Origin of the sequence: Adlercreutzia sp. ZJ242, assembly GCF_011038995.1 — a bacterium.
Taxonomy (GTDB): domain Bacteria; phylum Actinomycetota; class Coriobacteriia; order Coriobacteriales; family Eggerthellaceae; genus CAAEEV01.
In genome coordinates this window covers 64,624-82,643 of sequence record NZ_JAAKEE010000003.1, presented here as the reverse complement: position 1 = coordinate 82,643, position 18,020 = coordinate 64,624, and the positions used below count along the sequence as shown (strand labels likewise).

23 protein-coding genes, 1 tRNA gene and 1 other RNA gene are annotated in these 18,020 nt (G+C 61.4%); 5 read left to right on the top strand and 20 right to left on the bottom strand.

Going from position 1 to position 18,020, the window contains the following annotated elements; translation table 11 throughout:
* Positions 1 to 55: 55 nt before the first annotated feature.
* The 13 genes from G7Y49_RS01805 to G7Y49_RS01745 form a co-directional block, all read right to left on the bottom strand.
* On the bottom strand, positions 56 to 436 hold the full coding sequence (locus G7Y49_RS01805) for a hypothetical protein (protein WP_165170645.1): 381 nt from the start codon (positions 434 to 436) through the stop codon (positions 56 to 58).
* Positions 433 to 618: a hypothetical protein gene (locus G7Y49_RS01800; RefSeq protein ID WP_165170643.1), complete on the bottom strand. Its 186-nt coding sequence runs from the start codon at positions 616 to 618 to the stop codon at positions 433 to 435. Before G7Y49_RS01800 ends, G7Y49_RS01805 begins: the two co-directional genes overlap by 4 nt.
* On the bottom strand, positions 612 to 1,976 hold the full coding sequence (locus G7Y49_RS01795) for a DNA cytosine methyltransferase (protein WP_165170641.1): 1,365 nt from the start codon (positions 1,974 to 1,976) through the stop codon (positions 612 to 614). Before G7Y49_RS01795 ends, G7Y49_RS01800 begins: the two co-directional genes overlap by 7 nt.
* Complete coding sequence (locus G7Y49_RS01790; RefSeq protein WP_165170639.1) at positions 1,973 to 2,377, bottom strand: hypothetical protein; 405 nt, start codon at positions 2,375 to 2,377, stop codon at positions 1,973 to 1,975. Before G7Y49_RS01790 ends, G7Y49_RS01795 begins: the two co-directional genes overlap by 4 nt.
* Entirely contained in the window at positions 2,361 to 2,831 is a 471-nt protein-coding gene (locus tag G7Y49_RS01785) for a DUF3310 domain-containing protein (protein WP_165170637.1), read from the bottom strand. The genes G7Y49_RS01790 and G7Y49_RS01785 overlap by 17 nt, the downstream gene beginning before the upstream one ends.
* Positions 2,832 to 2,883: 52 nt before the next feature.
* Positions 2,884 to 3,414 (bottom strand): hypothetical protein, encoded by a 531-nt coding sequence (locus tag G7Y49_RS01780; protein ID WP_165170635.1) that lies wholly within the window; start codon positions 3,412 to 3,414, stop codon positions 2,884 to 2,886.
* Positions 3,411 to 3,704, bottom strand: a complete 294-nt coding sequence (locus tag G7Y49_RS01775) for a hypothetical protein (RefSeq protein WP_165170633.1) — start codon at positions 3,702 to 3,704, stop codon at positions 3,411 to 3,413. The genes G7Y49_RS01780 and G7Y49_RS01775 overlap by 4 nt, the downstream gene beginning before the upstream one ends.
* Before the next feature lie 3 nt (positions 3,705 to 3,707).
* Positions 3,708 to 4,493, bottom strand: coding sequence for a primase C-terminal domain-containing protein (locus tag G7Y49_RS01770; protein WP_165170631.1), 786 nt, complete (start codon positions 4,491 to 4,493; stop codon positions 3,708 to 3,710).
* Between the two features lie 4 nt (positions 4,494 to 4,497).
* Positions 4,498 to 4,812, bottom strand: coding sequence for a hypothetical protein (locus G7Y49_RS01765; RefSeq protein ID WP_165170629.1), 315 nt, complete (start codon positions 4,810 to 4,812; stop codon positions 4,498 to 4,500).
* A complete protein-coding gene (locus G7Y49_RS01760) occupies positions 4,796 to 5,029 on the bottom strand; it encodes a hypothetical protein (RefSeq protein WP_165170627.1) in 234 nt (77 codons plus the stop codon). Before G7Y49_RS01760 ends, G7Y49_RS01765 begins: the two co-directional genes overlap by 17 nt.
* Before the next feature lie 71 nt (positions 5,030 to 5,100).
* On the bottom strand, positions 5,101 to 5,532 hold the full coding sequence (locus tag G7Y49_RS01755) for a hypothetical protein (protein WP_165170625.1): 432 nt from the start codon (positions 5,530 to 5,532) through the stop codon (positions 5,101 to 5,103).
* A 20-nt stretch (positions 5,533 to 5,552) separates the two neighbouring features.
* A complete protein-coding gene (locus G7Y49_RS01750; protein WP_165170623.1) occupies positions 5,553 to 6,617 on the bottom strand; it encodes a YqaJ viral recombinase family protein in 1,065 nt (354 codons plus the stop codon).
* A 2-nt stretch (positions 6,618 to 6,619) separates the two neighbouring features.
* Complete coding sequence (locus G7Y49_RS01745; protein ID WP_165170621.1) at positions 6,620 to 9,421, bottom strand: ERF family protein; 2,802 nt, start codon at positions 9,419 to 9,421, stop codon at positions 6,620 to 6,622.
* Between the two features lie 30 nt (positions 9,422 to 9,451).
* Between G7Y49_RS01745 and G7Y49_RS12460 the strand changes: the two genes are divergently transcribed.
* Positions 9,452 to 9,529: a hypothetical protein gene (locus G7Y49_RS12460; protein ID WP_370519561.1), complete on the top strand. Its 78-nt coding sequence runs from the start codon at positions 9,452 to 9,454 to the stop codon at positions 9,527 to 9,529.
* Between the two features lie 405 nt (positions 9,530 to 9,934).
* Here the strand turns inward: G7Y49_RS12460 and G7Y49_RS01735 are convergent, their stop codons facing one another.
* Positions 9,935 to 11,281, bottom strand: a complete 1,347-nt coding sequence (locus tag G7Y49_RS01735; RefSeq protein WP_165170617.1) for a DEAD/DEAH box helicase — start codon at positions 11,279 to 11,281, stop codon at positions 9,935 to 9,937.
* A gap of 317 nt (positions 11,282 to 11,598) precedes the next feature.
* Complete coding sequence (locus tag G7Y49_RS01730; protein ID WP_165170615.1) at positions 11,599 to 11,841, bottom strand: hypothetical protein; 243 nt, start codon at positions 11,839 to 11,841, stop codon at positions 11,599 to 11,601.
* Between the two features lie 358 nt (positions 11,842 to 12,199).
* Between G7Y49_RS01730 and G7Y49_RS01725 the strand changes: the two genes are divergently transcribed.
* Positions 12,200 to 12,655 (top strand): hypothetical protein, encoded by a 456-nt coding sequence (locus G7Y49_RS01725; RefSeq protein WP_165170613.1) that lies wholly within the window; start codon positions 12,200 to 12,202, stop codon positions 12,653 to 12,655.
* Positions 12,652 to 14,169: a recombinase family protein gene (locus G7Y49_RS01720; RefSeq protein ID WP_165170611.1), complete on the top strand. Its 1,518-nt coding sequence runs from the start codon at positions 12,652 to 12,654 to the stop codon at positions 14,167 to 14,169. The genes G7Y49_RS01725 and G7Y49_RS01720 overlap by 4 nt, the downstream gene beginning before the upstream one ends.
* On the opposite strand, the gene ssrA is transcribed toward G7Y49_RS01720, so the two are convergent.
* The 5 genes from ssrA to G7Y49_RS01695 form a co-directional block, all read right to left on the bottom strand.
* Positions 14,131 to 14,499, bottom strand: a transfer-messenger RNA (tmRNA) gene (gene ssrA, locus G7Y49_RS01715). The genes G7Y49_RS01720 and ssrA overlap by 39 nt on opposite strands.
* A 43-nt stretch (positions 14,500 to 14,542) precedes the next feature.
* On the bottom strand, positions 14,543 to 14,902 hold the full coding sequence (locus G7Y49_RS01710; RefSeq protein ID WP_165170609.1) for a hypothetical protein: 360 nt from the start codon (positions 14,900 to 14,902) through the stop codon (positions 14,543 to 14,545).
* Between the two features lie 9 nt (positions 14,903 to 14,911).
* A complete protein-coding gene (gene smpB / locus G7Y49_RS01705; protein ID WP_165170607.1) occupies positions 14,912 to 15,379 on the bottom strand; it encodes an SsrA-binding protein SmpB in 468 nt (155 codons plus the stop codon).
* A gap of 8 nt (positions 15,380 to 15,387) precedes the next feature.
* The gene (locus G7Y49_RS01700) at positions 15,388 to 16,596 is read right to left on the bottom strand and encodes a M42 family metallopeptidase (protein WP_165170594.1); all 1,209 of its coding nucleotides are present in this window, start codon (positions 16,594 to 16,596) and stop codon (positions 15,388 to 15,390) included.
* A gap of 24 nt (positions 16,597 to 16,620) precedes the next feature.
* A complete protein-coding gene (locus tag G7Y49_RS01695) occupies positions 16,621 to 16,902 on the bottom strand; it encodes a hypothetical protein (RefSeq protein WP_165170592.1) in 282 nt (93 codons plus the stop codon).
* A 141-nt stretch (positions 16,903 to 17,043) separates the two neighbouring features.
* On the opposite strand from G7Y49_RS01695, the gene pyrE reads away from it, so the two are divergent.
* Both pyrE and G7Y49_RS01685 read left to right on the top strand, forming a co-directional pair.
* Complete coding sequence (pyrE, locus tag G7Y49_RS01690; RefSeq protein WP_165050841.1) at positions 17,044 to 17,727, top strand: orotate phosphoribosyltransferase; 684 nt, start codon at positions 17,044 to 17,046, stop codon at positions 17,725 to 17,727.
* Between the two features lie 188 nt (positions 17,728 to 17,915).
* Positions 17,916 to 17,990 (top strand) — tRNA-Thr (locus G7Y49_RS01685).
* Positions 17,991 to 18,020: the final 30 nt, after the last annotated feature.

Genomic DNA, 18,020 nt, shown 5'->3' with positions numbered 1-18,020 from the left:
CTCTATCTATAAGGCGCGATGTCGCGCCAGCTCGTTTCTGCTATTTCTGCCTCGCTTACTCGGACAGCACTTCCGCCAATGCTTCTGCGGTAGACAGGAGTGCGTTCGGCTCAGAGAACTTGACGCGTCCAGAGACGCAGTCCTTGTTGACCCAGAACGCTCCCTTGCCGCTGTCGTCGTCCCACTCGCGAATGTTGATGGATCCCTTGTGGCTCACGGCGACGATCCGGTACTTCACGTACCGCTTCGCCTTGCGGCTGCGCTTCATCCAGCAGGGCTTTCCCAAAAGCTCGGCGTATGCTGCGCAGGTCGGCTCGTGCTTCTGGCGCTTGCGCTCTCGCAGAGCCCAGACGGCGAGCACGACGACGGCGCCGAGACCAGCCCAGATGAGCGCCGCCAGCCCTGAGAACACGCAGGACAGCGTCTCTGCGCTCATCGGTCATCACCGCTCTCGGTCTCGTCGGGCGAGCCTACGATACGAGCCAGTGCTTCCAGAAGCGAGGGCGGCTTAGCACTCGCCTCAGCCTTCTTGTCGATGGCCCTCAAGGCCACAGACGCCGCGAGCATGACGCAGATGACGATGGTGATGCAGATCACCAGCAAGTCGATATTCAGCATTTCTCTCTCCTCAGTGGGCGATACGCCCCTTCTAGCATTAAGTCAACAATTAGGTCTTCGACCATCTCAATTCGTTCGCCAATCCATCGGATCACGGGGACAGCCATCGAGTTGCCGAGCGCCTTGTATCGCGGCGCGTCTGGACACTCATCGGCGATCTTGCCTTTGTACGGCACTCGCGTCCAGCTGTCAGGAAAGCCTTGCAGGCGCTCGCACTCGAGTGGGGTGAGGCGACGCACGATGTAATGCGATTCGGATTTGACAGCTAAGACCTTGCCCTCGTGAACAAACTGCGATCCGACTCCTTTGAAGTCCCTGGCACACAAGGCTCCCACAAAGCCTTCGCCGTTGGATGCTATTACAGGTGCGTCCTTTGCTGAATGAGCCGAAAGGGTGCCGCACATGTCATCTTCAGCCGCTGTGTTTGCCTGCGTGTCAGACAAGCAGATGATCTGCGGTGACCCTGCCTGCGATGCCTTGATCGGAGGAGTGTGGTCGACACAGGACACGAAGTCGCTCACCGTCTCTTGCATGCAGATTACATTCATGCCCCTGTCGGCGCACGGCGACGAGTCGGCACGTGCCGTCAAAGTGCCGGCGATCTCCTCGCCGAATTGCGTGCACGTGCGTTGAACACAGGCGGCATCGTTTCGCGCTGCCAGCAGAGACGGCGCTATCTCGCGGTCGTATCCTATGCTCCCGGCCCCAGGGCTTGACTTGTAGCTGAATCCGAAGCAACCACCGCCCGCAGCGCCGCGTCCAGCACGGGCGGCAAGCTCTTCCCTCTTTTTTCGGCTCGACGGATTATTCCCTTGCAGGCAGTCGGGCTCAAGCAATACCGCAGCAGATCTTCGCCAGTCTCTAGTATTGATGACAACGAACACGCGACGGCGTCGTTGGGGTACTCCGCAGAACTGAGCGTCAATGATCCGCCAACAGACACCGCCGCGAGGCCACAGTTCAACCACCGCCTCGAGGAAGGTCTGGAAAGCCCTCCTTCCATCAGCGGATAGAACTCCCGGGACGTTTTCCCATATGATCCATTCGGGATCAATTTCGCTACAAGCTCTGAGGTATTCGAGCATGAGGTTTCCTCTAGGGTCAGCAAGGCCCTTGCGAAGTCCAGCGACGCTGAACGACTGGCAGGGAGATCCGCCGATGACGAGATCTGCTGCTCCATGGTACTCACTCCAATCTACTTTCGTCATATCCCCAAGGTTCGGCACCGACGGCATCCTCTCGGCGAGAACCGCACAGGGAAACGGGTCTATTTCCGAGAGCGCCACCGGTTCCCAGCCGAGCGGCATCCAGGCCACCGACGCAGCCTCAATGCCGCTGAACAAGCTGATGTACCTCATCGCGGCGTCTCCGAGCTGTGCTTGCCAAGCCATTGCAGGTGAGCGTCGAAGAGGCATCCCGCGACTGCTTGCGTCACGTACGCGCGCTCCTCCTCGGCGGGCTCGGATTCGCCGATGCTCTCGAAATACCTGCAAGCGATGTGGCTGGCCTCGTGTGCGAGCAGTGACAGCTGCTGCCACAGCGGGTGATTCTGGCGCTCTTCCATCAGGACGAAGTAGACCAAGCCCTTGCCGTAGTCGGCGCCGAAGGTCTGAGCATGACAGTTGACCAAGAGGTCTTTCTCTATGCGTCGCTCTCGCAGGTCGCGAGACAGCTTGTTCCTGTCATGGTAGAGGGACACGGAGACGGAGGGCAGGACGCCGATGCTCTCGAAGACCTCGATCTTATGCCTCTTGCTCATGCTGCCACCTCCACTCGCCGTACACGAGCCTGTGCGCGTAGTTGTTCGCCTTGGCTATGTCCTTGTCGACGGAGCCCTTGCCACCAGCGCGGATCGCGTACTTCAGCAACGCGTACAGGTTCGCGGCTTCCCTCGCGGGCAGGCCCTCGACTATCTTCTCGATGCGATCCATGGTTCCCTCTGGGTAGTGGCTGGGATGAAAGACGTCGTCTGGTTCCTCGAAGTAGCAGTCGTCGACGCTATCGCCGTAGTAGCCTCGCTGGTAGTTTTTCTTGATCACATCGTCGCGATACGCTCCCGGCGTGTATGGCGAGAACTCTCGAAGCGCCGTCTCGCAGGCGTGCACGCAGTCAAGCAGCTCCATGATGTACGTGGCCGTGTTACCGCTCTCTGCTGCGGAGAACACCTCTGCGGCCTCCTGGGCGATCTGGTCTGCCTGACCTCTGCGGGTCATCCCGTCAACCCCTACCTTGAACTTCGTCGGGGGGAAGTTGAACACGAAGGGCCTATTCATCCTCATCACCTGCGATGGCGCGCAGCACGTCTTGGAAGTTCGGGTAGAGGCGCTTTAGCATGGCCGCCATGACGGCCTTTTCCGAGTCGAAGTGCAGATCGCAGAACAGGCTGCGCCTTAGTAAGTCGACGAGCTCTTCTCGATCCTCGTCCGTGCTCGCATTCGAGTCCGCGTCGCTTTTGCGGCGTTCAAGGCGTTCTCTCATGTCCTTGTCAAACAGGCATCTGCCGTCGCCGCACTCGCGGCACTTCACCACGGTCTTCTCGCCGTCATCCCAGAACAGAATGGTCGCCTGGTCGTTGCCGATGGCCTTGCTGACTCGCGCCGTGTTGTCTGCGAGAATGCTGAGCACGCGCATCGCGGTCAATTCGCCGCATGCGCCTCGCGCCTTTATCGCTGCATTCACCTTCTCGAACTTCTCGCCTTCCACGTCAGCTATTATCTCGACCTGCGCCGAGCGCCCGCCGCTCGCGCTCGGAGGGTAGTAGTTGACGTTAATGCGCCCGTTTTGCATGTCTCTCATCTTGGATTCCTTTCATGCGGTCTCTGCCGCGCCTTCAGCAGGATCAGTCGCTCCTGCTGCTTGCGAACTATCACGAGTCCCTTGAACTCGCTTTTCTTGCAGACGTTTCGAAGTCCTTGGTAGAGCGTCCCCAGGTCGTATTCGGTGCGTTCGTGGTGAACCGTCGCCTTGGCTGCCCCGTATCTGAGGAACGCCGCCACAATGCTCTCCGAGAGCCTGCTGAGCCTCGTCGCGTTCCTCGTCGTCGTAACCAGGTCATCGCAAGGCGAGAGCAAGTCTTCAGCCTTCATGGGCTACCTCCTGTACCTCGTCACCGAGTCGACCACTTGCCGAACCTCCGCCTCGGGGATCGGGGGCCGCATGTACTGATCGTTCGCCGCGAGGGCCGAGCTGTAGACGGCCGACTTGTGCGCGCCGCAGCTGTGCAAGTGTCCGCACAGGCTGACGAGCGCCAGGTGCCGGCTGCCCTGCGAGACCTCCTCGTACGATACGGACATGCGGCCCGTTGCCTCGTCAACGGCCCACGACGGCTTCCAGATCTTGTTGCGCCGGCCTTCGCCGCCGCTGCGCTCGACGTCGGAGAAGTGCTCGTCGAGCACCAGCTCGATGCCAGCCTGCGCCTCGGCTATCTCCGAGAACATGACGGTTCTGCCCGTGAGGACGAAGTACCTGCCCTCGCGGTAGATCTCCCATCCATTGCGGTTGTTCCTGCCCTTGAAGGGAAGCTCGCCCTTGCAGATGATGTGAAACCCCTTGCCGCTCTTGCTGAGCTCCGTGTAGCTCGCGCAGGCCATGACGGCCGCCAACGCCTCGTCAGTCGGCATCCCGTCGCCGTCGAAGGCGCAGTCGATGTCGATGCCGACGTACCCGTCACCGTCGAACACGAACCCCGCGTACTCGTAGATGCCCTGCCTTACCGCGTCGGCGGCCTCGTCGTAATCTCCCCAGGTGTTTGGCTTGCTCACCGATGCCGCCTTGCCTTCGAAGCACCTCATAGGCCGCTTCGAGTCGGCGTTCGCGCATACCCAGCGTTGCAGTTCTCGCAGCTCGTGGGGTATGTTGTCCATCAGTGTCGGCATGTGCCTACTCCTCGCGTTCCTCTTGCGCCTCTGCGGGCTTGCGAGGGCGGGTTCCCCTCGCGGCCCTTCGCGTCCTCTTCGGCGCCGTCTTCTCGAGTTCGCCGTCCTCGAACTCGAAGATGTCCTTCGGAAGATAGGTCTCCCCGTTGACGATCAGCTCGAACCCCTTCTCGTCGCCGAGCGCCACGTCGTCTGCGCGCTTCGCGATCTCCTCTGCGACCGTGGCCGGCATCTTCGACAGGACGCGCTGCCCGTCATGCGTGTCGAGCATGTAGTCGACTAATGCGCCTCGGTCGTTGTACTCATCCTTGAGCTTCATCGAACTCCTCCTTGATCGTATCTACGAACTGGTCTAGCGTTTTAATCACGTGGTGGTGGATTCCCACGGCCGTCAGCCTGTCGCGCCACAGGGCCTGGTCTGGCTGAAGCTTGTAGCCGCTGTCGGATTTCAGCTCGACGGCCACGACTCGGCCTCGACCGAACACCAGCAGGTCGGGAAACCCCTTGTTCGAGTAGCCGTCGCCGTGGATGTTCACGACGAGGAGCTTCCCTCGCTGCTCTCTCCTTGCCCAGTCGAGGCACTGTCTCTGCAACCTCGCCTCGCGCATTACAGGTAGTCGTCGATGTCGTCGATGTCCTCGTCGGCATCCTCTTCGAAGTCAACGTCCGCCTCCTTGAAGTTGCGGATGTGCTTGTAGGTGCCGGTCACGTTCTCGTCCTCGTCCTTGACTTCCTGCTCGTACACGTCTGCCACGACGTACAGGCCCTCGATCTCCTCCGGGTCGATCTCGCGGTCTGTGAAGTCATGCGTGGCGCATTTTGCGATGGTGCTGAAGATCCCGAGGGCGACCTCGTTGAGCGTGCCCTTCTTCTTGCCCTTGAAGCTGAACTGCTCCGTGAGGGTGCGATCCTCCGCGTCGGAGAAGGTGATCTTGCATTTCATGTACTTCTCCTCGTAGCTGACCTTCTTGATGAGGAGCGTCTGCTCCTTGCCGACTTCGAGGTTGCGGAACCCCTTGATGAGCCCGATCTTTGCCATTGCGATTCCTCCTGTTTCTCTTAGGCGAAGGTCACCGTGAAGCGGCTTGACTCAGCTGCCTTCGCGTACTTGTCGTAGACGCCGTCCTTCTTCATGGCCCTCTCGTCGACCTTCAGGCTCTTGATCCTCGCGAGCTTGCATGTGACGCGGCCGTGGGAGAACGTGCAGGTGTCCAGGTCTCCGATCTGCTCCTGCGCGTACTTCTTGAGCTGGTCTTTGATGACCTTGATTCGCTTCTCCTCCTTCTTGATCCTGGCGCTGTTCTCGTCGACCTTCGCCTGAAGGTCGTCCAGCTCCTCGATCAGCGCGTTGACGTCGGTGTCCGGGTTGAGCGACACGGTGCGCATCGCCTTCAGGTAGTCCTTGTCGGCGTCCTCGTCGAACGCAGGAGACTCGCCCGTCTCGACGTGCGCGTTCCACCAGTCGATCGCGGGGTTGACGTAGTCCTCAAGGAAGCGCGGGTAGCGCTCGCTCACCTTGAACTCGCGCGTCGCCGTGTTGCCTGCGTCGGGGACGTAGCCCTCTGGGTGGTCGTAGTCCGGGCCTTCCAGGAAGCTGACCACCATGATCACGTCGTCGCAATCGAGCAGCCACGCGTAGAGCGCAGCCTGCAACGCGTAGTATTCAGGCACATCGTCTTCCCAGTCCTCGGCGCGCTTAGTCGTCTTGAACTCAAGGACGGCCTCCGTGTGACCCACGAGCCCTTCAGCCGTCTTGTCCCACGACTCGTCTACGAGCAGCGCGTCCCACATTCCCCCGAACACGGGGTGGGTGTAGAAGTTGCCGTAGGTCTTCTTGAACGGGTCAGAGCCCCACACGTCGTGGGGGTCGATGAGGTCGTCTGCCATGCCGTACGCTTCTCGCATGTACTCGATCTGCTTGGGCTCGATCGCCTTGCCGGCTAAGGTGTAGACGGTGTCCTCGAACGGCTCGACGTACGCCTTGGTGATGTCGCACCACATCTGGAAGGGAGTGCTCCATCGGTTGAGCCCGAGGACGCTGGCGAAGCGCGTCCCCGTCATCTTCTTCGGCCGCTTGGGCGGCTCGATGCTGATGGTGTTGTCCTTGTTCCACTGCAGATCCATCTCTACTCCTCGTTTCCTTCCGACTCGTATCCGGCCTTCATCTCGCCGAGCTTCTGGATCGCAGCCTCGGCCTCGCGCTTGGTGATGGTCTTGAGCTTGCCTGTCTTGGCTGAGAGCTCCGCCACGTATTGAGCGACCTCCGGATGCTCGTCCCCGTACTTGTCGACCATGACCTTGATGTTCTTCTTCAGGTTGCGAAGCTGAAGCGTTGTCGCGGCGCCGTCAGCGTCCGTCACCTTCGCAGCGGCGCTCTTTCGCTCGGACGCGGTCGCCGGCTTGCGCGGCGCAGCGGGCTTCTTGGCGGCCGGCTTGCGCGATGCGCTCGGCGCCTTCTTCTCGGCTGCCTCGGCCTTCGCGGCGTTGCTCGCAGCCTCGTCCCAATTCGTCGAGTCGACCTCGTCGTGCTCCGCGATGTCGAGCACCTGCATCTTGAGGTAGCGGCGCATGTAGGTCTGCTCGCCGCCCTTGCGCTGGATGTCGTTGTTGACCTCCTTGCCCTTGCTGTTGAGGATCGGCGGCACCTCGCCCCATGCGAGCTGGAACTCGATGGTGTCGTCAGGGTTGTCGCAGTTGATGACCTCCGCCTTCGCAAGAGCCGGAATCGTCAGGGTGCTGGTCTCGCCCGTCGAGCCGACGCTGGATGAAATCTCGCTGCTCGGCTCGAAGCGGAAGACTTCGAGCAGGCCGACCTCGTTGAAGATCCTCGTCTGCTCCGGTACGATGTCCTCAAGCTCGAAGTAGTCGTACTCGGCGTGGTCGTTAGTCCCGCTCTTCTTCGGGTTGGTGTCCATGAACATCTTCCGGGCGAGGCTCAGCTTCTTGTAGACGTTCATCCCGCTGTAGTCGACGGGTTTTGCCGCCGCGCCCCTGGCGCTCGTCTTTGCTGTGGTAGCCAACTTCTTTTCCTCCTTGAAGTCTCGTGCTCGCTTCTCCGCGAGCTGGATGTAATACGACTTGTCTATGTTCAGGATTGAGGGCGGCTTGTCGTTGCAGATCAGGCAGTGATCGGGGAGGCTTTCGACCTTCGCTACGCTGCCGTCTGCCGCCTTCACCTTGTAGAGCCGGCCCAGGTGACCGTCTCTCGTGGCGAACACCCGGTTGCACTTCTGAACCGGGGCCTTCACCCATGTCTCCCCTTCGCTTGAGCTCTCGTCGAGCACGAGCTGGTATACCTCCGAGTATTTGTGCCCGACCTTCGCTATGAGCTGGAACGCCATGGGGTCGTCGCAGGCGTTGATGGTCTGAGCGACTGGCGTGCCGTCGAGCAGGTAGCGCTTGAGCGCTTCGGCGACGATGACGGCGTTGTTGTTGATGCTCCACGCGCCGATTGGGCTGATGCCTCGCACGAGGTATGCGCCCTTGACCTTCTCCGAGCCGTCGGTTTTCCGCATGGCGTAGTTGTTCACGTCCTTCTGCCAGACGAACTCGACGCGGTCTTCCTCAAGCTCCAAGGCGGTCTGGTTCTGCCACCACTCGTTGATGGCGATGACCTCGTCGTAGCGCTCCTCTGGAATGGAGATCATGACGCCGTCGGTGTTGAGCTGGATGATGCGCAGGCCGTCGACGCTCGCGTAGACAGCGGCGAGCTCGGTGATTGACAGCTGTCCGCTCACGCAGACGGAGAGTTTGTTTTTCGGGTCGTACATGGCGTTGTACGGATTCCCCATGGCCCCGTACGCTTTGTTCATCGGCGACTTGAGCGCATTGGCCGTCACCTTGTCCCCGCTCTTCTTGGCTGCAAATCGCTCGCTGCGAATGCCCTTGAAGATGTCGGGGTTCGGCACTGCGCGAGAGACGTAGCCGTACTCGATCATGAGCGACGGGTACAGGCTTGATACGTCGTAGTTGAGGAGGATCCTGCCATTTCCAGCACGCTCCTTGTGCTTCGGCAGGGCGCCGTGGATTCCTCCGAACGCGTAGACGACGGGGCATCCGCCTATCTCGCATTCAAGCGTCGAGCTGAAAAGCTCCTCGTCGTCGATGCTCGTGTCGGCGATTCGCTTGAAAAACGCCACGACCTCGTCGGGAACGAGGTCGTAGTCGAGCCTATCTGGAAACCTGTAGTCGCGCTCGTCGTAGTCTGCGGGATAGGCCAAGTAATCCTCGGAGGCGAGCTCCGCGGCCTCGCGCCCGAGCCTGTCTTCAATACCCTGCGCGATGCCTGCTTGCAGGTATCTCTGATCGGCTCCGAACAGGGCGGCGGCCAGCTTCGGGTCGGTCATGCCGAGCGCATCGTATGGATCAATGTCGGCGAGGCCCGCGAGATGCAGCTTTGTCTCAAGGTAGTCCCAGCGGATCTTCAGCAGCTCCGTCGTCGCGTCAACGTCGTGGCGGCAATACTTCTCCACCTCGGCGCGTTGCTTCTTCGTAAGCTTCTTCTCTATCCTGAAGTCAACCGTCGACTCCTCGATGCCCATGCCGAGGTGACCTTCTATCGACTTGAGCGACGTGCCTTTCTGCGTGTCGTCCATGAGGTCGGTGTTGTGGAACTTGTAGAAGAAGCCATTGAGGTACGGATGCTCCCACGGCTGGTTGTCAGTGCCGATGATCCAGTCGTTGACCTCCTTGACCTGCTCCGGGTCGCACCCGGCGACGATCGCCTTGAGGATGTACTGGTCGTAGTGCTTGTTATTGAATCCGGCGAATACCGCCTCCTCGTTCTCCTCCATGAACTCGGCAAGGCCGTCGGGGTCGTTCCAGAACGACGTGTATTCGCCGCTCTTGTAGTCCTTGAACACGAACAGCCAGTCGTATGCGAAGACCTCGCAGTCGTAGACGATGATCTCGTAGTCGTTGAGAGCCATGGCGCTACCTCTTGCCCATGACTATCGCGCATGCCTCGGCAATCGCACGGTCGGATGAGCGTCGTATGCCGCGCAACGCGAGGAACGTGCCGCAGTTGCTCACCTTGAAGTCGATGTCGGCGGCGATGAACACGTCCACGACCTTCTTCACCAGCCTAGGATTGAACGCGAACCTGTCATCCGAGCCGGCTGCCTCAGCGCCGTCGAGCATCTTCTCTATGCTCTTCGCCGGATACCGTCCGTCGTCGATCTCTTCGAACACGGGCTTCCCCGTGCCGGAGAACTTGAACCCGCCTTCGCTCACCTCCACCTCGCACGAGGGCTTGTACTCCCGTACCCAGGCTTGAGGCACGATCATGTCCGCCGTGTATGTCGGCAGCACCCAGTTCTCCTCGTAGGTGACTGCCACGTACTGGTCTGTCGCGTAGAGCGTCCCTCCTGACAACACGATGTCGCGCAAGACGTGGTGCTTCGAATCGCAGCACTTCGCCATCGCCTTCAGAATCCTGTTCTTCACAATTCCATCCCCTTCGTGTACTCGCTTATGTACTCGGCGAAGAGCGCTTCGTTGAAGTCCGAGTAGTTCTTGAGAGCGTTGTAGATCGCTATCTCGACGGTTCCCGCGGTGAGAAGGAAGTAGTAGCTGCACGGGCGGCTCTGCCCGACGCGATGGATCCTGTCCCGAGCCTGCTCAAGCAGGTCGCTTCGCAACGTCGGCTCGTAGAAGATGCACGTGTCTGCTGCGAAGAGGTCGATGCCCGCGCTGCCGCTCTGGTACTGGCAGATGATCGCCTGCGTTCCCTCGTCGTCTTGGAACTTGCGCCATATGCCCTTGTCCCTCTGCCTTCCGTCTAGCACGACGTGCCTGATGCCCAGCTTTCCGAGCAGCCTGCCGACGCTGTCCACGCTGTGGCGAAACTCGCAGAAGACCACGAACTTGCCCTCGAAGTCAGAAAGGAACTCCTTGAGCGCGGTCTCCTTGGGGCAGGCGTACTCCTTGCGCTCGCCGTTCTCTGTGTCAACGAAGCCCGAGCACATCTGCCGCAGGCGGAGGGAGCGCGTGAGGGGGTTGCCTGCCAGCGTGTCGAGTGACGTGATCGCCGAGCTTTTGACCATTTCCCCGTAGTGTCGTTTGACCGAGTGGCCGAGGTCGCAGTAGAGGATTTCGTCGGGAAGCTTCTCGGGCAGGTCGAGGCATTCCTCCTTGGTGATACGGTATGACATCTCTCCCATGACCGCCTGAATAGCCGACACGTCTTTGTACTTGTACGGCTTCTTCCACTTGTTGAGATAGGCGACGCGCTGAATCCACTTGTAGTAGCTGTCGCCGCCGAGGCAGCGCGGGTACACGAGCCGATGCCCGTTGCCCGCCGTAGTCACCACGGGGTCGATCGCCGCGAACTGGCTCCACAGGTTGCAGAGCTGTCCGTTGCTGGTCGGCGTGCCCGTCAGGATCCAGCGGTACTTGGCCCTTGACGAGATCCTCAGACAGGTTTGCGTGCGGTTCGCCGCCGGCGATTTGATGTAGTGAGACTCGTCGAACACGACGGCGTCGAAGGTCGCGTCGAAGATTCCCTTGCGCCTCCACGTTATGTCGTACGACGCTATCACCAGATCTACGCCCTTGAGCGCCGCTCGCTGGGCCTCGTCGAGGAGTTCGATCTTTTCCTCCCATGACGCGCAAACCGCCTTCGGCGCCGCGATGAGCGCCGACCTGATGCGCCTGCTCTCGGCAAGCTCGGCAAGCCTGAAGAGCACGGGGAAGGTCTTTCCCGTTCCCTGCTCCATGAACAGGGCGAAGCCGTCGTTCAGACGCAGCAGGCCGAGAGCTGTCTTCTGGTGGTCGTAAAGCTCGATCATCGCAGCTCACCGCTGACGTTCCCCAGAGCTAAGCCTATCAGCAAGCCTGAGTAGGAGCTGACCCACACAACGCTCTCGTCCACGGCGCTGAAGTGAATCGCCATGGCTACCCCAAGCGCGCCTATGACCCCTACGCAAACTCGCGGGAAGCTGCGTGCTAGAATCTTCCTCGCGGGTTCTCGCCCGTTTCGAGCGCCGTTTCCTTGGCCGGGGCGGCGCTCACCCGTAGCATTCATTCAAAGCTCCTTCCATATAGATCTCGAACAAGAAGTCCATGAGGGAGTTCTTGTTGCTATCCGGCAGCCGAGAGAAGAGGCTCACAGGTTCTTTGCCTCGCTCAGAAGGGCCTCCCGCTCTCCCTCCTCGCGCAGCAGAACCTTTAGGGCGTCCATCAGAACCCTGTTCGCCTTCGGCGTGCTCAGACCCTTGAGATAGGTGTTGAACTCCGGCCTCGTCAGTCTGTAGGAGCTGTTCTCGTTGATGCGTCGAACCACTTCCGCCTGCGTGAGCTTCAGCTTCTCCAAAAGGCGCAGGACTTCGTCTCTCATCTCTTTGCACATCGCTTACCTCCTTCGCAAAGTAGATTTCGGATACGAATGCCGACTTCTCGCCGAGGAGGGTCACGGCCCTGGTCAGGCTCTCCGGACGCCAGCGTCTTTTTCCTTTCCGGAGAAGTCGGCTATGTAGTTGTCAAGGAGCCGAATGCGTATCCGACAATTCAAAAAAAGTTATTGAATGACTAGATAACATTCGATATAATTGGTAACCCAACCGAATAAAAGAAACAGTTAGTCAAGCGGGTCACTCCTCGCTCTTCTGATTGTTTATGTTCTTCAGTTGTTAACCTTATGGTTAGGCATTATTACCTACCTATAAGTTAATGTCAACTAGATTTTTTGATAATTCTTGGAGGATGCTGTGGACAGCCAGAACAAGCTGCTCTTTTACGAGAACTTCGAGCATATTTGCAAATCGCAAGGAACATCCCCGTACGCCGTCACCCAGGAAGCCAAGCTGGGGAAGAGCAGCGCGGCTAACTGGAAGGCGAACGGGACGATCCCGAAGCTAGACATCCTCTACAGGTTGGCAGAGGTGCTGAGCTGCAACGTCTCCGACTTCTTCAAGACGGACGCGGAGATTCGCGAGTCAATCGACATGCAGGAGGCGCTGCGCGAAAGCAGCGCCCAGATCGCGAACCTCAGCAAGTGGATCGAGACGGGCGAGGAGGCGCAGAGCGCGCTCCTCGACCAGGCTTTGAGCATAGACGACAACGTGCGGGACTTCATCTCGATCTACGAGAAGTGCACCAACCGCCAGCGCAACATGCTCATGCGCACCGTGTACGACTTCGAGCAGCAGGTCTTGAGCGCGTGACGCTCGCAGCAATATACGCGCGGTTCAGCTCCGACTCCCAGCGCGACGAGTCCATCGAGATCCAGGTTGAGCGCTGCACGCAGCTCATAGGCCGCGAGAAGTGGGTCGTGGGGGAGGTCTACGCCGACTTCGCCATGACGGGCACGAACGACAAGCGCCCCGCCTTCCAGCGCTGCATCAGCGACGGGGAGCGGGGCGCGTACGACGTCCTGGTCGTCTACAAGCTCGACCGCTTCGCGAGGAGCGTCGAGGTTTCGAGGCGGTACAAGCGGCGCCTGCGCGAGGCGGGGGTGCGCATGGTGTCCGTTCGGGAGGGCGAGAGCAGGGACACGCCCGACGGCTTCCTCCACGAGGGGCTGGACGAGCTGTTCGCAGAGTATTACTCCCGTAACTTGTCAGTGCTCATCCGCGAAGGCAATCAGAAGAACGCGAGGAACCTCAAGGCCAGCGGTGTGCGAAGGTACGGATACGACGTGGACGCCGACGATCATTTCGTGTTGAACCCCGTCGAATACGAGCGAGCAAACATGATGGCCGATCACTACCTTGAGACGGGATCTACCGTGGCTGTGGCCGATTGGTGCAAGATGCGCGGCATACGCAACAAGAGAGGAGAGGAGTGGACGCCTGCCGGCCTCTCCAAGTTCTTCCAAAACGAAGCGAACCTAGGTATCTACAGCTATGCGGGGATCAGGGTGGAGAACGCCTTCGAGCCCCTGTTCACGCGCGAGAAGTTCGAGAGGATGCAGCAGATGTTCAAAGATCACGGCTCCCGCAAGAAAGCCCCTGCGCGATCAAGCTACGCGCTCTCCTCGAAGCTGTGGTGCCTCCGCTGCGGGGCATCCGTGAACGGTCGCTCGGGCACGTCGGAGACGGGCAGGAAGTACACGTACTACGGTTGCTGCAAGAAGGGCTGCGACGTCAAGAATATTCCCTCGAAGCAGCTTGAGGAAGCGATCGTCTCGGCGTTGCAGGACATGCTGCGCGACGACAGCTCCGTGATCGCCATGAGCGAGTCGTTCCTCGACTTCGCCGAGGCCAGGCTGAACAAGAGGGAGATGCTTGAGAAAGAGATTAGAGAGGTTAAGATCCGCCGCAGAAGGCTCGTTGACTCGATAGCCGACGGAGTTCCCGCATCGAGCGTGAAAGAGGCTTTGACGGAGGCTGAGAGCCGCATATCCGAACTTGAGGGACAACTGGCAAGGGAATCTGCGATAGAGAAGGCTGCTCTGTCTCCCGAGAAGGTCGAGAGGTTCGTCAGGGGATTCGTGGAAGACGCCGACAAACACGACGCCTGGGCGAAAAAGCTGGTCGAGACGTTCATAGACAAGGTGTACGTCGACGAGGAGCTTGCCATCGTGCTCTTCACCTTCGACGGGGAGCCGAGCAGGCTCACCTTGGAGGAAATACAATCCCTCGGAATCGGCGAACTACCTGAGAGCCGCAGCTCAGAGGCAGTTCGCACGATCAAACTCTGGTGGAGGCGCGGAGAATCGAACTCCGGTCCATACTAAATTGTCCGCAAGGCGCTACAAGCTTAGTCGACGATCGGGTTTAGGGGCGCGTCTGCTCGTCGACCAGCGTCGACGCCCCGAGCCGGTTCAGTCTTTCCCGCGAGCCATACCGGCTACGTGCCGCGGGGCATTCCCCTCAGATGATGCCTTGCCCGCATCGGGGAACATGCGGGTTCGGCAGCCAAGCGCGATTAAGCAGCCATGGCGAGCGCCGGAGCGCTGTAAGTGTTCTTCTTGCCAATTAACTTGACGTTACCCCTGTTTAACGTGGCGAGGAGACCACGACCTGCTCCTCACTTCGAACTTACCATGTCGAAACCAGTCGCCCCCGAAATGCGCGCGAGGCGCGAAACCGAGGAATCAGGGGATTATATCACTTCTTCTTGAGGAAGTCGAAGCCTGACGCTATGTCGTCGAACGCGCTCTTGAGCTCCGTGACCACGGCCACGCCGTCCTTGTAGACGGCGTTCATGTCGGCCGTGGCGTCGGCGACCCCCTCGCGCGTGATGCCGAGGTCGTACTCGTCGAGGGCCTTCGAGGGCTGCGGGACCTCGCCGGGCTTTCCTTCGGCGCCCTCGTCCTCCTCGCCTTCGCCTTCGGCGTAGTAGTATTCCTGCTCCTCGCCGTTCTCGTCGAGCACCACGAACCCGATCTCGTTGTCGTCCTCGTCGACGAGGTAGGCGTAGATGTCGTCCTCTCCTACCTCGAGCTCGATGATCTCCTCGTCAGCCATGGCGGGCTCCTATCTGCTGCGTTCCTTCAACGCGCGGTCGATCTCGCGCCTGGTGTCGCGCTCCTTCATGCTGGCGCGCTTGTCGTAGAGCTTTTTACCGCGCGCGAGCGCGAGCTCCACCTTCACCAGGCCGTTGTCCCTGAAGTACATCTTGAGCGGGACGAGGGCGAGGCCCTTCTCGCTCACCTTCTCGGACAGGTAGCGGATCTGGCGCTTGTGCATGAGCAGCTTGCGCTTGCGGTCGGGGTCGGCGTTGTTGATGTTGCCCTGCGCGAACGGGGGGATGTGCACGTTGTTCAGCCACACCTCTCCTCCGCGGATGAGCGCGAAGCAGTCGGTGAGCTGGCAGCCGTTGTCGCGCAGCGAGCGCACCTCGCAGCCGACGAGCTCGATGCCCGCCTCGAACGTCTCGATCACCTCGTACTCGTGCAGCGCGCGGCGGTTCTTGGCGATGGTGGTGTCCTGCTTCTTCTTCATGGGCGCCTTCATGCCTGGGAGGGCTCGCCGGATGCGGCGGCATCGCCGGCAGCTGCGGTGTCGTCGGAGGCGGCTGCCTTGCCGGCGTCCGCGGCGTCGCCCGCCACGTCGTCGAGCGTCTCGGGCGCGCCCGCGTGGCGCACCGGCGTGGCGATGCCCGGCACGAAGCAGGCGTCCTCGTCGAGGTCGAGCGCGAAGCGCGTGATGAGGCGCACCGTGTTCTCGAGGTCCTTGAGCGCGATGACCTCGGTGGGCGTGTGCATGTAGCGCAGCGGCACCGAGACGAGGCCCGTGGGGATGCCCGCGCGCGTGACCTGGATGGCGCGTGCGTCGGTGCCCGTGACGGAGGGCTCGGCCTCGAGCTGGTACGGGATGCCCTCGGCTTCGGCGGCGGCCACCAAGCGCTCGAACACGAGCGGGTTGATGTTGGGGCCGCGCGCGATCACCGGGCCGTCGCCGCAGGTGATCTTGCCGTACTTCGTCTTGTCGATGCCGGGGTAGTCGGTGGCGTGCGTGACGTCGAACGCGAGCGCCACGTCGGGGTTCACGCCGAAGGCGCTCGTCATGGCGCCGCGCGTGCCGATCTCCTCCTGCACGGTGGCCGCGGCGACGAAGGTGCCGCGGGCCCGCCCTGCGCGCGCGAGGCTCTCCATGACGCAGCAGGCGACCCACACGCCGCATTTGTCGTCGAAGGCGCGCGAGACGGCCATGCCCTTCCCGAAGCGCTCGAAGCCCACGCCGAAGGTGATGACATCGCCCACGCGCACCGCCTCCTGCACGTCCTTCGCCGGAAGGCCCAGGTCGATCACGAGCTTCGAGAGCGGGGTCACGCTCTTGCGCTCGTCGGCCTCGATGAGGTGGATGGGCTTGCGGCCCACGACGCCGCGCAGGGTCCCCGCGTGCGTGTGCACGTCGACGCGCATGCCCGGCAGGATGGCCGCGTCCACGCCGCCGACGGCGGCCACGGACAGGAAGCCCTCGTCGCTGACGTAGGTGACCATGAGGCCGATCTCGTCCATGTGCGCCGCCAGCATGAGCGTGGGCGCGCACCCCGTGCCCTCGAGCACGGCGTGCACCGAGCCCATGGTGTTGGTCTGGATCTCGTCGGCCACGTCCGCGAGGCGCTCGCGCACGAGCTGCGCCACCGGCTCCTCGGCGCCCGTCGGCGAGGGCGTCTCCACGAGGGCCTTCAGGAACTTCACGTTCTTTTTCTTCATGCCTGTCTCCTTCACGGCGGGCGCCTACCAGTATTCCCGCTTGACCTTGCGCTTGCGCTCGGGCTTCGGCGCGCGGAAGTCCAGCTCGAGCTGGCCGTCGCTGTGCGTCTCGGTCGCGCGCTTGCGCTCCACCTTGTCGATCGTCCATGACACTGCGTCCGACCCGAATATCTCGAGCATGCGCACGCGCGCGTCGTGCATGTTGGCCTTGGTGCCCACGCGCGCCCCGCTGGCGAACTCGAAGAGCCCCTTGGCGCGCTTGGCCGAGGCGTTGGGGGATCGGTAGTGGGCGATGTAGGTCTGCATGGGGCGTGCGCGTCCTTTCGAGAAATTGTTCGCCGCCCATCTTAGCACGACCCGGCAAGCGCGCGGCTCAGTCGTAGTATTATGGAGGGCATTGGTAAGGGGAGGCGCGCTCGCGGCTCCCGACGAGGTGAGGAGGGTTCCTTGGAGGCCTACAAGCAGGAGTTTATCGAGTTCATGGTGGAGAGCGACGTGCTCAAGTTCGGCGAGTTCACGCTGAAGAGCGGCCGCAAGTCCCCCTTCTTCATGAATGCCGGCGCCTACGTCACAGGGGATCAGCTCCATCGCCTGGGCCTGTACTACGCGCAGGCCATCAACGACAACTTCGGGCTCGACTTCGACGTGGTGTTCGGGCCGGCCTACAAGGGCATCCCCCTGTCGGTCATCACGGCCATGGGCATCCACGAGCTCTACGGGCGCGAGGTGCGCTACTGCTCCAACCGCAAGGAGGCGAAGGACCACGGCGCCGACGCGGGCAACCTGCTCGGAGCCGACCTGCGCGACGGCGACCGCGTGATCATCGTAGAGGACGTGACCACCTCGGGCAAGTCCATCGACGAGACGTACCCCATCTTGAAGGCCGCCGCCGACGTGGAGGTGAAGGGCCTCATCGTGTCGCTCAACCGCATGGAGGTGGGCAAGGGCGGCGTGGTCACCGCGCAGCAGGAGGTGCAGGAGAAGTACGGCTTCCCCGTGGCCTCCATCGTGAGCATGGCCGAGGTGTGCGAGCTTCTGCACAACCGCGAGGTCGGCGGGCGCGTGGTGATCGACGACGCCGTGAAGGCCGCGCTCGACGCCTACTACGAGCAGTACGGCGCGAAGGCGTAAGGGCATCGGGCACGGGCTGCGCGGGGCGCGGGCGCGGGCGGCTGACGCGGGCGACGATGGTCGCGCCGGGCGCGAGGTCGGGCGGCACCAGGTGGCGCCGGGCACGAGGTCGGGCGCGGGCGCCGAGGGCTTCCCTAAACGTGCCCGTTGACGTACAATACGCTGGCGCGCCGTTTGGGCGCAACTTCGCCGGTGTGGCTCAACGGTAGAGCAACTGATTTGTAATCAGTGGGTTGCGGGTTCGATTCCTGTCACCGGCTCCAGGAAGCGAAGCGGGTCGCCCGAGGCGGCCC